Annotated in this window: 13 protein-coding genes and 1 pseudogene (1 of these 14 running past the window's edge); 6 read left to right on the plus strand and 8 right to left on the minus strand. The window is 71.0% G+C overall.

Annotated elements, in window-relative coordinates:
• A pseudogene (locus ACFPOE_RS17265) lies at positions 1-392 on the plus strand (tripartite tricarboxylate transporter permease); it begins 1,079 nt to the left of the window's first position.
• A 175-nt stretch (positions 393-567) separates the two neighbouring features.
• Positions 568-1,026 (plus strand): hypothetical protein, encoded by a 459-nt coding sequence (locus tag ACFPOE_RS17270; protein WP_376851526.1) that lies wholly within the window; start codon positions 568-570, stop codon positions 1,024-1,026.
• A 47-nt stretch (positions 1,027-1,073) separates the two neighbouring features.
• Here ACFPOE_RS17270 and ACFPOE_RS17275 read toward each other — a convergent pair whose 3' ends face one another.
• On the minus strand, positions 1,074-1,484 hold the full coding sequence (locus tag ACFPOE_RS17275; RefSeq protein WP_376851527.1) for a hypothetical protein: 411 nt from the start codon (positions 1,482-1,484) through the stop codon (positions 1,074-1,076).
• A gap of 174 nt (positions 1,485-1,658) precedes the next feature.
• Between ACFPOE_RS17275 and ACFPOE_RS17280 the strand changes: the two genes are divergently transcribed.
• A complete protein-coding gene (locus ACFPOE_RS17280; protein WP_376851528.1) occupies positions 1,659-2,366 on the plus strand; it encodes a response regulator in 708 nt (235 codons plus the stop codon).
• Positions 2,363-3,766: a sensor histidine kinase gene (locus ACFPOE_RS17285; RefSeq protein WP_376851529.1), complete on the plus strand. Its 1,404-nt coding sequence runs from the start codon at positions 2,363-2,365 to the stop codon at positions 3,764-3,766. The genes ACFPOE_RS17280 and ACFPOE_RS17285 overlap by 4 nt, the downstream gene beginning before the upstream one ends.
• Before the next feature lie 362 nt (positions 3,767-4,128).
• On the opposite strand, the gene ACFPOE_RS17290 is transcribed toward ACFPOE_RS17285, so the two are convergent.
• Positions 4,129-5,397, minus strand: a complete 1,269-nt coding sequence (locus tag ACFPOE_RS17290; RefSeq protein ID WP_376851530.1) for an SURF1 family cytochrome oxidase biogenesis protein — start codon at positions 5,395-5,397, stop codon at positions 4,129-4,131.
• Between the two features lie 132 nt (positions 5,398-5,529).
• Positions 5,530-6,753: a lanthionine synthetase C family protein gene (locus ACFPOE_RS17295; RefSeq protein WP_376851531.1), complete on the minus strand. Its 1,224-nt coding sequence runs from the start codon at positions 6,751-6,753 to the stop codon at positions 5,530-5,532.
• A 105-nt stretch (positions 6,754-6,858) separates the two neighbouring features.
• On the opposite strand from ACFPOE_RS17295, the gene ACFPOE_RS17300 reads away from it, so the two are divergent.
• Positions 6,859-7,332 (plus strand): MarR family winged helix-turn-helix transcriptional regulator, encoded by a 474-nt coding sequence (locus tag ACFPOE_RS17300; RefSeq protein ID WP_376851532.1) that lies wholly within the window; start codon positions 6,859-6,861, stop codon positions 7,330-7,332.
• Positions 7,333-7,343: 11 nt separating this feature from the next.
• Entirely contained in the window at positions 7,344-8,237 is an 894-nt protein-coding gene (locus ACFPOE_RS17305; protein WP_376851533.1) for a CPBP family intramembrane glutamic endopeptidase, read from the plus strand.
• On the opposite strand, the gene ACFPOE_RS17310 is transcribed toward ACFPOE_RS17305, so the two are convergent.
• The 5 genes from ACFPOE_RS17310 to ACFPOE_RS17330 form a co-directional block, all read right to left on the minus strand.
• Entirely contained in the window at positions 8,230-8,463 is a 234-nt protein-coding gene (locus tag ACFPOE_RS17310) for an HNH endonuclease (protein WP_376851534.1), read from the minus strand. The genes ACFPOE_RS17305 and ACFPOE_RS17310 overlap by 8 nt on opposite strands.
• 98 nt (positions 8,464-8,561) lie before the next feature.
• A complete protein-coding gene (locus ACFPOE_RS17315) occupies positions 8,562-10,919 on the minus strand; it encodes a DUF6600 domain-containing protein (protein ID WP_376851535.1) in 2,358 nt (785 codons plus the stop codon).
• A 146-nt stretch (positions 10,920-11,065) separates the two neighbouring features.
• Positions 11,066-11,785, minus strand: coding sequence for an arylmalonate decarboxylase (locus tag ACFPOE_RS17320; protein ID WP_376851536.1), 720 nt, complete (start codon positions 11,783-11,785; stop codon positions 11,066-11,068).
• A 2-nt stretch (positions 11,786-11,787) separates the two neighbouring features.
• A complete protein-coding gene (locus ACFPOE_RS17325; RefSeq protein ID WP_376851537.1) occupies positions 11,788-12,759 on the minus strand; it encodes a tripartite tricarboxylate transporter substrate-binding protein in 972 nt (323 codons plus the stop codon).
• 31 nt (positions 12,760-12,790) lie between these two features.
• On the minus strand, positions 12,791-13,945 hold the full coding sequence (locus tag ACFPOE_RS17330) for a mandelate racemase/muconate lactonizing enzyme family protein (RefSeq protein WP_376851538.1): 1,155 nt from the start codon (positions 13,943-13,945) through the stop codon (positions 12,791-12,793).
• Positions 13,946-13,964 lie beyond the last annotated feature (19 nt).

A 13,964-nucleotide genomic window follows, 5' to 3' on the forward strand; every position in this document is an offset into this window, starting at 1 on the left:
GCTACTGGCTGTCGGTGTTCAAGATCCCGTACGCGGTGCTGTTCCCCTCGATCCTGTTTTTCTGCTGCATCGGCACCTACAGCGTCAACAACAACCTGGACGACGTGTTCATCACGGCCGTCTTCGGTTTCCTGGGCTACATGTTCGTGCGGCTGGACCTGGACGCGGCGCCGCTGATGCTGGGCTTCATCCTGGGCCCGATGCTGGAGGAGAACTTCCGCCGTGCCATGCTGCTGAGCCGCGGCAGCTTCGGCACCTTCTTCACCCGTCCCATCAGCGCCACCCTGCTGGGCGTGATCGCGATCTTCGTCGGCTGGCAGATCCTGGCCTTCTTCCGGCAGCTGCGCCGGGCCAGGATGCCCCTGGTGCCCGTAGCGATCCCGGAGGGTTGATCGGAGCGCCGACCCGCGCCGCGCGCCGGCGGCTTTCACGGGCCGCGCTTTAAGGTCAGGCTAAGCGTCACCGGCCAGAGTGACAGCAGGTGCATGAACGGTCTTCGTACAGCAGTGCCGTGGAGCAGTGCACCGCGTCAACCGGCTGCTCCGACCGGCGCGAAGGAGAGTAGACATGAAACCCATGGCAAGGACCTCGACACTGGCCGCGACGCTGGGCGCGCTGGCGCTGTTTTGCAGCGCCGGGCCGGCGATGGCGACGGCGGAGCTGCCGCCGGTGCAAACCAGCGGCCAGATCGAGTACCTGACCGGTGGCATCGGCACGCAGGAGTCGGCGGCGCTGGAGCGCGCCAGCAAGCAGTGGCCGCTGACCCTCGAGTTCGCCGTCAAGGACAAGCCGCGCGCCGATTTCGCCGCCGATGTGGCGACAGAGATCCGTGACGCCGGCGGCCACCAGGTTCTGCAAGTCACTTCGGGCGGGCCCTTCATCCTGGCCCGGCTTGCACCCGGCACTTATACCGTCGACGCGACATTCGCCGGGCGGACGCTGCACGAGAAGGTCCGCGTGCGGCACGGCCAGCCGGCGAAGGCGCTGTTCCTGTGGCCGGCCGGGTCGCAGGCGCCCCGTTCGTGATGGCGGTCGCCACCGGTTCACGGGCGGCGCTGGGCGGCAGCGGCGGGTCAGTCGCCCCGCATCGACGTGGCGAACGGCGCGCTTCGCACCGCCAGCAGTGCCAGGCGCTGCGCGTTGATCTTGCAGAACAGGCGAAACGTGCGGGTGAACAGGGCGTCGACGTCCGCCGGGCACCGGGGCTCGCCGGCCGGGGCCCGCAGCAGCGGCGCCTCGCCTAGCGTCGCATCGGCTTCCCCCACGAGCACGCTCGGCCCGTCCAGCCGCAGCGCAAACTCCCACTGGCCGACCGGGCCCTGCCGGCCCTGGCGTTGCAGGGTGACGCGCACTGCTGCGGGCTGCGCGTCGGGTTCGCGCAGGGCAATGAGCACCGCGAATTCGCCGGTGCTGGCGTGCAGCGAGCCGTCCAGGAAGGTGGAAACCGGCGGGCTGCCGGATGGAGGAAGTCTGGCTGGGCACATGCGCCGATGGTCCGCCCGGGCCGGCGTGCGCAGCAGCGTGGCTCCAGCCGGAGCGTGACATTTGATTGCCCGCGGCCCCCCAGCAAAGAAACATTACATTGGAGGCGGCCGCCCGCGCCTGCGGGCCGCTTATCTTTCCCCTATCCGATGGCGTCGAACGAAAAATCAGTCTCCGTGCTCGTGGTCGACGACGACTACGAGATCCGCACCCTGCTCGCGCAGTTCCTGGAAAAGCACGGGATGCGGGCCCACATCGCGGCCAACGGCAGCCAGATGTTCAGCGCGCTGCGCGACGTGCCCGTCGACCTGATGGTCCTGGACGTCATGATGCCGGGTGCCGACGGCATCTTCCTGCTGCGGCAACTGCGCCTCCCGGGACGCCACGCCAGCCTGCCGGTGATCATGCTGACCGCGCGCGGCGAACCCATCGACCGCATCCTCGGCCTCGAACTGGGCGCCGACGACTATGTTGCCAAGCCCTTCGTTCCGCAGGAGCTGCTGGCGCGCATCAGGTCGGTCCTCAAGCGCAGCGGCGCGCGGCGCACCCTGTCGGACCCGGAGACCACGCTCTACTTCTTCGATGGCTGGCGCCTGGATACGCAGAAGATGGAACTGACCAGCCCCGGCGGCGGGCTGGTGGCGCTGACGTCTGGCGAATTCCGGCTGTTGCTGGCCTTCGTGCAGGCGCCCAACCGCCCGATCAGCCGGGAATACCTGCTCGACGTGACGCGCGGACGCGAATACGAAGCCTTCGACCGCAGCGTGGACGTGCTGGTCAGCCGGGTGCGGGCCAAGCTGGTGGCCGGGGGCGGTGCGCCGGAGCTGCTCAAGACGGTGCGCGGATTCGGCTACACGCTGACGCCGACCGTCACGATGCAATGAGGCTGCCGCGCTGGCTGGTGCCCGACACGCTGTTCGGACGCGTCGTGCTCATCGTCGTTGCAGGGTTGTCCGCGGGCTATTTCCTGAGCGCCACCCTGGCACTGCGGGAGCTGCACAGGAACGTGCTCCAGTTGAGCGCCGGCGATGTCGCGCGCCAGGTGGACGCAGCCTTTCGCGTCGCCAGGCTGCGCCGGAGCATGGCCGCCGGCGCCGGCGCCGGCGTCGACCTGTCGACACCCGAGATCGCCGTGTCGGCCGGCCCGGGCCAGCTTGCGGCGGCCGCGCCCTCCAGCGGCCAAGTCGAGGCCGATGTGGCGGGCGCACTCGACGCCGCCATCCGCGCCCGTGTCCCCCAGGTCGAAGCGCTGGCCATTCGCGTCACCCGGGCCACCGTGCTCAAGCCGTGGGATCCCCGGCCGCCGGCCAGCGGGGGCGCCTTTTTCGGTCCGGTCGAACTGGAATTCGTGGTCGACGCGATTGCCGGCGGCGAGTCGCTGCACTTCGCCTCCAGGCCGTCGCCGCCGCCCCGCACGCAGGCGCCGTCCATGCCGGTGGCCGCCGCCATCGGCAACATGGCGATCCGCTTCCTCGCCGTGCTGGCCTGTGCGCTCGTCGCGGCCAAGGTGGTGACGATGCCGTTCGCGCGGATCTCAGCGGCGATCGCCAGGCTGGGCGACGACATCGCGCGCAACGAGCTGGAGGTGACCGGGCCGGTGGAGGCGCGCCGGCTGGCGTCGAGCTTCAACGAGATGCGGGCGCGGCTGGTCCGCTTCGTGGAGCAGCGCACCGCCCTGATGGCCGCGATCTCGCACGACCTGCGCACGCCGCTCACGCGGGCGCGCCTGCGCGTCGAACTGCTGGAGGAGGGCGAGCACAAGCGCAAGCTCGAAGAGCACCTGGACGACATGCAGCAGCTGCTGAACCTGACGCTCGACTACGCCCTGGCGCAGGCCCGCACCCGCGAGCCCGTGCCGGTCGAGATCACCGCCGTGCTGAACCAGGCCCGCGAGGCACTCGGCGAACGCGGCGTGCACGTGCGCATCGAGGGGCCGCCCGTGTCCATCGTCGGCGATCCGCTGGCGTTGAAGCGGTGCTTCTGCAACCTGTTCGACAACGCCGTCAAGTACGCAGGGCGCGCCGATGTCGCCGTCGCTGCGGCCGCCGGCGGCGTCGACGTGGTGATCAGCGACCGCGGACCGGGCATCCCGCCGGAACTGTTCGAGGCGGTGCTGGAGCCGTTCGCACGGGTCGAGCCGTCGCGCCATCGGGACCATGGCGGAGTGGGGCTGGGCCTGACGATCGCCAGGGACGTCATCTATGCCCACCAGGGCAGGTTGACCATGGCCAACGGCGAGTCCGGCCAGGGGCTGGTGGTGCGGGTCTGGCTGCCGGGGAGCTGAGGCCGCGCGGTGGCCCTTGCTTGCAGAGGCCCTCGCACAAGAGCGAAGAATACGCATGGGGTTGTCGCCGCCGGCCGTTGCGGACTCCGCCTTCGCTGGTTCCACCAGGGTCATACCGGATCTGGCCGGAGTCGAGCCGGTCCTTCGGCTTCGGCAGCTATTCGAGTTCCACGTTCAGGGCTGCACCTGCACCGCTTCACCTGCCGCACCTGGCCAAGCTGTATGGCACGTACCTGGCGTTCTATCTCTTCCTCTTGATCGCGGACAAGGTGAGCAGGGGCTAGGCGCCGCTGGCAGCGCCGGGGGAAGCAATGGAAAGCCGCAATCCCGTCGCAGGCCGAAGCCGCTGCGCGCCTGCGCGCTCAATCGAGGAACGTGGTCTTGTGTGCCGATTGCATCGGCCGCCAGGTGACCCACCACGCGCTGCGCTCGATCCCGAAGGGGCCGCGCCAGACAGCCTCGCAGGATTTCTCGCGGATGATCGGCGGCACGCGGCCCGCATATTCGGGATTGACGTCGAATTGAACCGATGCGTTGGGCGGCAGGACGACGGCGCCGGAAAAAAGCGGCTTGCCGCCCGCGCGCACCTTGTCATGGCAGTGCAGCAACATGGCGATCCTGCTGGCCGAGTCGTTCCTGAAGACAAGCTGCCCGAGGCTGCCCGGCTGCAATGGAGTGCTGCCAACCTCGACCTGCTGGAGTCGGGAGAACTCGTTCTGGTAGCGCACGACCATGGACGCGGCGGCGACCGCGGCGATGCCGAGCACGGCCAGGACCTTTGCGTGGCGCCAGAGAGGAAACACGGCGCCGGCTGGATGGCCTGCATCGGCGGCCGGATCGGGAACGGTCTCGGCGAATGCCGGCGCCTTGTCATGGCGGCGCCTGGGCCTGGCCCAGAGGCCGAGGGCTGCCAGCGCTGCCGCCAGGACCAGCATCGCCCAGCCCTTGCGCGCCCTGGATTTGTCCTGCGGGTACAGCTGCGGCCAGCGGCGCTGAAAGGCATCCTGCCGGATGTCCCTCTCGCTGGTATCGGAGTTGGGTTGCTCCAGCACCACCATCGGGACCAGGGGAACGCCGATCTCGCTCGCGTAGCGCGGCAGGCTGAGGTTCTTGCGGAACAAGCCGCTTTCGACCGCCGCCTTCGATTCGGTTCCCAGGGCCGGAATTGCAAGCCGGCCCTGGATGGACACGTCGTGTTTGGGCGGGATGAGGACCTGTGCGCTTTCGCGAGTGGGCGTCCAGCCCCGCTGCACCAGCACGGCAAGGCCCGTCTCGGAGCCGTCGGCATAAGACGATCGCCGTTCGGCCAGCGGCGCCAGCACGTAGAAGCCGCTGCGGCCCGCCATCTCGCCCTCCACGACGACGGTGTGTCCGGTGAATCGGCCCAGCAAGTTCACCTGGCGGTGCTGCAGCGGCTTCAGGTCGCCGGCCCCGGCGACGTCCTTCAACCAGAAGCGTTCTCCGGCGCCGGGCGGCAGGGGCCTTGCAATCGGCATCGGTCCCCACAGCATCCACCCTCCCCAAGCCGCCGCGAGCAACGCGGCTGCCAGCAGCAACCAGTGCCAGGGCAAGCGGCGCCCGGTATTGGCGTGCTCCGGGGAGCCGTTTCGGTGTGGCTGGATCGTGTTCATGCAAGTGGCCCGCAAGGGAGCGGGCGCGGGTTGTGTTTCGAAGGCGGCGCCCGGCCTGTGTGGGCAGGAGTGTATCGAGGCCTGTTGCGGGCCCGAGCCGGGAGCCAGCGCTGCGTCTCGACCGCAGCGGCCTCAGAAGACATCCAGTGTCGGGAAGTTGCTGTCGGCAGCGATGCAACTGCAAAGGTACAGGGCCACGCCGACATCCCCGGTCCACAGGGAATGGCGGCCACCGCCGCGCGCGAGGCGTTGCGCCTCCACCTGGTCGATCGCGTGCATCGCAAAGGAACGCGCCCGGGCCAGCCACAGGGGATCCGAGGTGCGCGTCCAGAGCTTGAGGAATGCGTATCCGTTGCCGGCGGTGCCGTGGCACAGGCCAGGTCCCTTGCGCAGCGGACCGGCGCGCCAGGTGAGCTCGCCGGCCTCCCGCAGCAAGCGGTCCCACTGCGCCGTTTGCGGCGCCGACGCCAGGCGCACCACGATGCCGGGCGCCCCGTGGCAGTCCTGCACCAGGGGAAGGCGGCCGGTCACGGCCACCGGGTCATGGACTGGGTGCCAGTTGGCGCAGCCGTCGGCGCGCAGCGCGAGCCTGTCCAGCGTGGACCACGCCCGTTCGGTGAAGCGGTCGACCAGTTCGCCGGGCAAGAGCGCCGCGCCGTGCAGGAACGGGAAGACGTTGCCGGCCAGGCCGTGCCCCGCCCCCAGGAAGCGACGGACCCGCCCATACAGGTCCTGCTGCCAGGTCCAGCCGCCCACTGCCTCGTCGAACACCATCTCCTCCAGCAGGATGCGCGCGCCGCGCTCGAACAGGCCGACCCAGCGCCGCTCGCCCGTCGCCTGCGCCATGTGCAAGGCCGCCAGCAGCGTGCCGGGCGATCCCCACAGGGGTTCCCTGGCCGGATGACGCAGGTTGCCCTGCACCGTCTCGAACAGCCGGTCCGCGAGGTCCTGCGTGGGGCGTGCCTGCCACTGCAGCAGCAACAGGCCGGAATCGCCCATCAGGAACGACGCCGTCCCTCCCTGTTGCGTCTCACCCAGCGCCCGGTTGCGCTCGACCAGCGTGGGAACGACGTCGCCGAAGTGAAGCCGGTCGTCTTCGACGAACCCGAGCCGTGCCAGCCGGCGCAGCGCCCAGATCACGCCGCCGGCGCCGAGGTAGAGCATCGAGTAGCCCCCGTGCGGCGTCGCCGGTTCGTCCAGCGCGTGGGCGGGCCACAGGCCCTGCGGGGTGAAGGCGGCCAGGCTGTCGTCGACGATGGCATCGAGCGCGGCGCGCGCATGCTTCTCGCTCCACGGCGCCGCGTTGACGCGTTCGTGGCGCCCCGGGTCGAACAGGTCGGTGAATGCGTGGCTCATGACATGAATGCGGTGGTCTGGTGGCAGGCTCTGCGCAATCTTATCGGCGGCTGCCGCTGTGGCGGGTATTCATATAAGCGCTTATGTTTCTGCTAGGATCGCGGCGTGAACCAAGGACTCGGAACCCAGCTTCGACACCTGATCGAACTGCTCGATGGGGCAGTCGAACAAGCCTACGCGGACGCGGGCCTGGATTACCGGCCGCGCTATACGCCGGTGATGCGGGTATTGGCGCAGCGGCAGAGCGCGACCATCGGCCAGCTGGCCGAGCTGGCCGGCATCACGCAGCCGGCCGTCACGCAGACGGTGGCATTGATGAAGAAGGAAGGCCTGTTGCTGGTGATGGCCGGCGCCGAGGACGGCAGGCATCGTGTCGTGCGCCTCGGCCGGAGGGGCCAGGCGCTGCTGCCGCGCCTGCAGGCCTGCTGGAAGGCGACCGCGCGCGCTGCCGACAGCCTTGACGCGGAGCTGGAGGTTCCCCTGTCCGCGTGTCTGGCGCAGGCCATTGCCGCGCTCGGGCACAGGTCCTTCGCCGAGCGCATCCGCCACGCCGGCAAGAAAGCACAACCAACGCCATGACGAGAGCGACGATGAAAAACAAGACAGGCGCGGCAAGGAACAAGGCTGCGATGGCGGCACGTGTGACGGCGTATCCCCTGGTCCGCATCGTCCTGGGCATCGTGCTGACCTTTGCCCCGGTTCCGCTGACGATGATCGTCGTGTCGCAGCTGGTGGCAAAACCGTACCGCATCGTCTGGCCGCAGCTGTTGGCCGCCGTCCTGGTCTGGTTCGGCTACCGCTTCTACGTGCGCCGTGTGGAAAAGCGCCAGCCGACCGAGCTGGCCACGCAGGGCATGGCGCGCGAGCTGGGGACCGGAATGTTGCTCGGTGCCGGCCTGGTCGTACTGACCTTTGCAGTGCTGGCGGCGCTGGGCACGTACCGCTTCGGCGGCATCGACGCCCCGAGCATCGTGCTGTTGATCCCGCTGGCCGAGATGCTGCTGCTCGGGATGGCCGAGGAGATGATGTTTCGCGGCGTCGTCTTCGGCGTGACGGAACGCTCGCTGGGCAGCAAGGCCGCCATCGCGATCTCGGCGCTGGTGTTCTGCCTGGCCCACCTGTCCAACGAAGGCGTCTCGGTGCTGGCGGCGGCGGCGATTGTCGCCTATGGCGTGATGCAGGCCGCGCTCTACCTGAAGACGCGCCGCCTGTGGGCTTGCATCGGCAGCCACATCGGCTGGAACTACTGCCTCAGCCAGGTGTTCTCGTCGACCGTGTCGGGCCACGCGACCACGCACGGCCTTCTGCGCGGCGGGCTGGTGGGCGATTCGTTGCTGACCGGGGGCGTGTTCGGCGTGGAAGGATCGCTCGTCGCGTTGCTGCTGATCGGCGCTGCCGCTGCGTTCTTGCTGCTGGGCCCGGCGACGGACCCAGGCTCGCCGGCCGCCGGCGCGCAGCTGCCTTCGAGTCAACCGCTCAGGTGATGGCGGCTGCGGCGGCCTTGGCGTGCCGTCCGTTGTTGCATGCCGAGTGGCTGATCGCAAGGTTGTCGAGATGGCTGCTACCGCCGTCGGCGATGGGCCTGATGTGTTCCAGGGTGGCGTCGGCCAGCAGCACCGGTTCGCCGCAAAGCCAGCACGGCACCACCCCGTGCAGCTGGCGGGCGACCGTGCGGTAGATCTTCAGGCGGGTCAGGGACAGGCGGCTCATGGGCGGCTAGGTTAGCTCAGTCTGCCTAGCGCTTTTCACGTCCGCTGCAGTCCCCGAGGCGACCGCCACTGCGGCCGGTGCCGGCGCGGCTCGGCCCATCAAGGACGGCGCTGTCCTTCCGGGTCGCGGCCACGCCCGCGTTCACCGCCACGGCGCTCGCCGGCGCCATCTTCAGCCGCGGGAGCGGATGCGGCGGACGCCGCGGGGCGAGCAACCTGCCCGCCTGGCGCGGGTGCCGCCGGCCGCGATGCGGTTGGCGCGGCAGCCGCAGCCGGGGCGGCAGGCGGCCGCGGCGCAGGTGCAGGCGCAGGTGCCGGCGCAGGTGCACGTGCCGGTGCCGGTGCGGGTGCGGGTGCGGGTGCGGGTGCAGGCGGCCGCGACGGCGGCGGCACTGCAACCGCGGCTGGCGGCTGCGGCGCGGCGACGGGTGGCGCCGTCGGCGCACGCGCCGGTTCGCCACGCTGGCTGGCGGGCGCTTCGGGCTGGCGGGACTGGGGCGATGCAGCGCCGGGACCGCGTCCGCGCTCTTCGCGGGCCTCGCCGGCGCGTTGCCGTCCGGCCGCCCCCGGTCCGGCGGCAGGAGGTGCGGCGGCAGGAGGTGCGGCGGCGGCAGAAGCAGGCGGGGCTGCTCGGGCCGGAGCCGGAGCCGGAGCTGGTGCTGGTGCTGGTGCTGGTGCTGGTGCTGGTGCCCGGGCCGGGGCCGGGGCCGGAGCCGCAGGCGGGGCCGGAGTCCGCGTGGCCGCCGGGGCAGGCGTCGGCGGGACCACCGTGGGAGCTGTGGTTGCCGGTGCAGGTGCGGGCCTGGCAGCGGCAGGTGCGGAGGCCACCGGCGCGGTGGGCGTGGCGGCCGGCGCGGCTGCCGGCGAAGGTTCACCGCGCTGCCGGCGACCGCGCCGTTCGGCAGCGGCCGGTGATGCGCTGGCGGGCGGCTGCGCAACGGCCGAGGCCTGGGTCTGGGGCAGCACCTTGACCGCCGGCGCGCTGGCCGGCGCGGCCGGCTTGATGGCGGCGATGGCAGCGGCGTCCAGCGGCCTGCCGGCGTTGGCAGCGAGTGCGCCTTGCCTGGCGGCAAATGGCGGCGGCGGCGGGGGCGGCGCCACTTGCGCAACCACCGGGCGCGCGGGCGCCGTCTCGGGCGGCCGGGCCGCCGGCGCGGCGGCGGGACCGACCACGCTCGCGTGCTGCGGCACCACCGGTGGCGCCGCCATCACGGGCGCGCGGGTGATGGTCTGGTCTGCGCTGCGCACGGCCTGGCGCGCCACCGGCTGCGACTGCGCGAACGCAGCGGCGAGCATCGCGATGATCGCCCCCGGCACTTGCTGGTTGGCGTAAGTGGCCTTCGCATTGCGGTTGTCGTAGCTGGTGGCGACCGCCTGCCGGTCGACCCGGGCATTGCTCGCATTCACCTCGTCGAAGTACTCGCGGCTGGTGGCGTAGGCGGGGCGGTACACGTCGCCGGGGCCGAGCGGGAACCAAGCGACGGTCGAATTCGCGGCGCTGGGAGAACCGCTGCCGACGAAGGCCACCTGCGCCGGCGCATAAACCGGGCGCCTGTCGGCCGGGCCGGGCACCCAGGCCCAGGCGTTGTCCACCCGCGTCCAGCGGCCGTAGTGCGACGGCGCAAAGCCCCAGGGCGCATCGTCGATCCAGGTCCAGCCCCAGGGCTCGACCCACGACCAGTGGCCGTCGCGGTAAGGCGCCCAGTCGGCAGCGACCCGGCGCGGGGTCCAGACCGGGCCCAGCTGCGGGACCGTCTTCCAGGTGCCGAACTGGTCCAGGTCTTCATAGCCGATCATCTCGGGCGCCACGTAGCGGCGCGACGGCGAGCTGTCCCAGCGGCGGTCGCGGGCCACGGACCAGCGCTCGAATTCGTCTGGCGCTCGCAGCGCAACCGGGTCGTAGTCGTCCAGGCCCTCGCCATAGAAGGTGAAGCCCTGGCGCTCGCCGACGATGAAGGCGCGGCGGTCCCCGGAGACCTGCGCCTGGCCCTGGCGCACGGCGACCGTGGTCGAATCGTCGCGCGGACTCACGTCGATGCGGTAACTGCCGGGACGGCGGATCGAATAGGCCAGGTTGGGCGTGTCGACCTCCACGATCTGCCCGCGGTCCAGGCGGCGCACGCGCAGCTGCAGCGTGCCCTGCGTCAGCTCGATCTGGGTGGTGCGGTCGTCGAGATTGAGCAGCGTCAGGCTGGTGCTGCCGGCGGCGCGCACCGCCACGGCGCCCATCTGCAATTCGGCGCGCGCGCCGCGCTCGACCCACAGCCGGTCGCCGGTGATGAGGGGACGGTTGACGACTGCACGGCCCCAGTCGCGCTCGCCGCCGGGCGAGAAGCTGGCGTCGCCGCTGACGTAGGCCAGCCGCGCGACCCGCGTCGGCGGGTCGGCGAGGGCGGCGCCGGACAGCAGCGCGAACAGAACGAGCGAGAGCAGCGCGCGGGCGCGGGACAAGGCCATGGTGTCTCCTGATGGGCAAGCGGTGCGCCCGCGCCCAGCATGTACGCGCAATGGCCGGTCTGGCGTCGGAAAGCAGGCCGTGGCGCTGTCGGGCGTCTTCCCGCCCCGACCGGCCGCTCCGATCGGCGGCGCATGCGCAGCAGCCGTCAGCCTTGCTCGAACAGGCGCCCGAAGCCGCTGCTGCCCGCGTCCCACCCGCCCAGCCGCACGACGTCCCAGAAGCCCGCGGGCGAGCTGGCGGTGGCCGGCAGGCCGAGGTCGTCCTCGATCTGGCGGATGGCGTCGAGCGTCAGCAGGCCGCCGCAGGAGATGAAGATCCCCTGCGCCGACCGGTCCCGGGCATGGACCTTCTTGGCCAGGCGCACCAGCGCTTCGGTGCTGACCTCGCCCACTTCCTTGACACCGGTGATGGCCATGCCTTCGATCGCCGTCACCGTGAAGCCCGCGTGCGCCAGGTAGGCTGCCAGCCTGTCGTTCAGTTCGTCGATGTAGGAGGTGGCCACCGCCACGCGGCTGATCCCCAGCCGCTGCAGGGCGCGCACGATGGCGTGGCTCATGGTGGTGCAGGGGACGCCGGTCGCCTCCTGCATCGCGTGCCGCAGCGACTCGGTGAATTCCGGGCCGCGGTAGAAACTGATCGAGGTGCCCATCATCGAGATCACCTCGGCGCCCGCGTCGCGCAGTTCGACGGCGCGCTGCACGATGCTGTCCACCACCGGCGCGAAGCCTTCCGGCGACACCCCGCCGATGCCCAGGCCGCGCGCGATGAAGCGGTAGCGCCCGCCGTACAGCGTCGGCCCGTCCTGCGGCACCTGCCCGTGACCGGGCGGCACGACCAGGCCGATGCAAGGAGTTTGGTCGTGCATGGTCACTGCGCCGAAATGTGCTGCGCCTTGATGATCCTGGCCCAGTCGGCCGACTCCCGCTTCATCTCCGGCCCCAGCTGCGCCGGCGCCATGTAGGCGGGGAGGGCGCCCTGGGCGGCCGCGGCCTGCGCCAGGTCGGCGCTCGCCAGCACCGTGCGCACGGCCTCGTCGATCCTGGCCACCACGGCCGCCGGCGTGCCGTTGGGCGCAAGCAGCATGAGGCGCGGCGCGACGTCGAAGCCGGGCAGTGCATCGGCCATGGCCGGCACGTCCTCGGCGCCCGCCAGCTTGCCGCTGCTCATGAGGGCAATCGCGCGCAGCTTGCCGCCCCTGGCCTGCGCCAGGCCGGCCGCGGCGCTGACCACGCCGATCGGCACCTGGCCGCCGATCACGTCGGGCACGATCTGCGAGGCGCCGCGGTAGGGCACGTGCACGACGAAGGTGCCGGTGCGTGCCTTCATCAGCTCAAAGCCCAGGTGGTGCACCGTGCCCACGCCGGAGGTGGCATAGGAGTAGCGGCCCGGATTCTTCTTCAGCAGGGCGATCAGTTCCTTCGGGTTGGTGGCCGGCAGGTTGTTGTTCGCCACGATCAGCAGCGGCGCGACGAAGGTCCCGGCCACCGGCGTCAGCGCCGTCAGCGGGTCGATCGGGCTCCTGGCCTGCAGATGCGGCGCGATCAGCAGGCCGCTCTCGCCCATCAGCAGCGTGTAGCCGTCCGGCGCCGAGCGCGACACCAGGTCCGCGGCGATCATGCCGGTGGCGCCCGGGCGGTTTTCCACCACCACCTGCTGGCCCAGCACGGCGGGCAGCCGGGCGGCCAGCATGCGGGCCAGCGCATCGACGCCGCCGCCCGCGCTGTAGCCCACCAGCAGGCGGATCGGCTTGTTCGGGTAGTCCGCCTGGGCCAGCGCGAGGGGCGCGGCCGAAGCCAGGGCGGCGGCCAGCATGGCGCGGCGCGTGAGCGAAGTTTTCAATGCGTTGTCTCCTGTTGTTCTGTTTGTGCCGTCATGCCTTGCCGGCGCCGCGCGAGCCCGGGCGCCTGGCCAGTTCGGCAATCCGTTCGCGGTTCGGCCGGAAGCCCAGGCCGGGCGTCTCGGGCAGCGCCAGCGTGCCCTGGCTGGGCTCGGGCAGGTCGTCGAACACCTGCCTGCAGACCTCGACGGCCACCGAGTGGTATTCCACCAGCGAGCCGTTGGCCAGCCCGGCGTGCAGGTGCATGTTGTGGTGCGGCCAGGCCCCGCCGTTGGCGAATTGCGTGTTGAAGGCAGCCGCCATGCCGGCGATGCGCAGGCACTGCGTGTAGCCGCCGGTGATGCAGGCATTGGGCTGCACCACGTCGACGGCCTGCGCCACCAGCATGTCGCGGAAGCGGCTGGCCAGTCCTTCGTTCTGGCCGGCGGCCAGCGGGATGCGGGTCTTCGCGCGCAGCTTCACCAGGTTCGGGATGTCGTTCTGCGCCACCGGCTCCTCGAAGAAGGCGATGTCCAGGTCCTCGATGCGCTGCGCCAGCGCGGCGGCGTGGAAGTAGTCCAGGCTGCAGTTGGCGTCGATGAAGATCTGCACGTCGGGGCCGACGGCGGACCGCACTGCCTCGATGCGCTTGACGTCCTCGGCGATGACGCCGGCCAGCGGCCTGGGCTCGTCGCGCCGCTGCAGGGCATGGTGGCCCACCGTCATCTTCAGCCGGCTGAAGCCGCGCTCCACCCAGCTCTTGGCCGCCGCAGCGAGTTCGTCGCGCTCGAAGAAGGCGAAGCCGAAGGTCGCATACACCGGCACCTGCGCGCGCGCGCCGCCCAACAGGCGCCACACCGGCTGGCCCAGGATCTGTCCTTTCAGGTCCCACAGCGCCAGGTCGATCGCCGCCATGGCGTGGCTGGCATAGCCGGACTGCCCGCGCGGCGCCAGCAGCCAGTACAGCCTGTCCCACAGCTGCTCATGGCGCAGCGGGTCCATGCCGACCAGCGCGTGGCCGGCGACGTCGTTGACGATGGAGGCGACCACCTCCTCCTCGGTGATGGCCGTCATGCCGGTGCCGATGCGGCCGTCGTCGAGCTCGACGTCGACCAGGCACAGGGACAGGGAGGTGGACTTGGCGCGCGCGCCGGTGCCCATGGTGACGGGCAGGTTCAGCGGCGTCGCCCGAACGGATGTGATCTTCATCGCCCGAGTCTGCGGGCTG

Source organism: Caenimonas terrae (assembly GCF_042655405.1).
Taxonomy (GTDB): domain Bacteria; phylum Pseudomonadota; class Gammaproteobacteria; order Burkholderiales; family Burkholderiaceae_C; genus Ramlibacter; species Ramlibacter terrae_A.

Coding starts and splice junctions, on each gene's coding strand:
- ACFPOE_RS17320 (WP_376851536.1), bottom strand. CDS start 11,785: ATGCACGACCAAACTCCTTGCATCGGCCTGGTCGTGCCGCCCGGTCAC.
- ACFPOE_RS17275 (WP_376851527.1), bottom strand. CDS start 1,484: ATGTGCCCAGCCAGACTTCCTCCATCCGGCAGCCCGCCGGTTTCCACC.
- ACFPOE_RS17305 (WP_376851533.1), top strand. CDS start 7,344: ATGAAAAACAAGACAGGCGCGGCAAGGAACAAGGCTGCGATGGCGGCA.
- ACFPOE_RS17270 (WP_376851526.1), top strand. CDS start 568: ATGAAACCCATGGCAAGGACCTCGACACTGGCCGCGACGCTGGGCGCG.
- ACFPOE_RS17315 (WP_376851535.1), bottom strand. CDS start 10,919: ATGGCCTTGTCCCGCGCCCGCGCGCTGCTCTCGCTCGTTCTGTTCGCG.
- ACFPOE_RS17295 (WP_376851531.1), bottom strand. CDS start 6,753: ATGAGCCACGCATTCACCGACCTGTTCGACCCGGGGCGCCACGAACGC.
- ACFPOE_RS17285 (WP_376851529.1), top strand. CDS start 2,363: ATGAGGCTGCCGCGCTGGCTGGTGCCCGACACGCTGTTCGGACGCGTC.
- ACFPOE_RS17290 (WP_376851530.1), bottom strand. CDS start 5,397: ATGAACACGATCCAGCCACACCGAAACGGCTCCCCGGAGCACGCCAAT.
- ACFPOE_RS17330 (WP_376851538.1), bottom strand. CDS start 13,945: ATGAAGATCACATCCGTTCGGGCGACGCCGCTGAACCTGCCCGTCACC.
- ACFPOE_RS17310 (WP_376851534.1), bottom strand. CDS start 8,463: ATGAGCCGCCTGTCCCTGACCCGCCTGAAGATCTACCGCACGGTCGCC.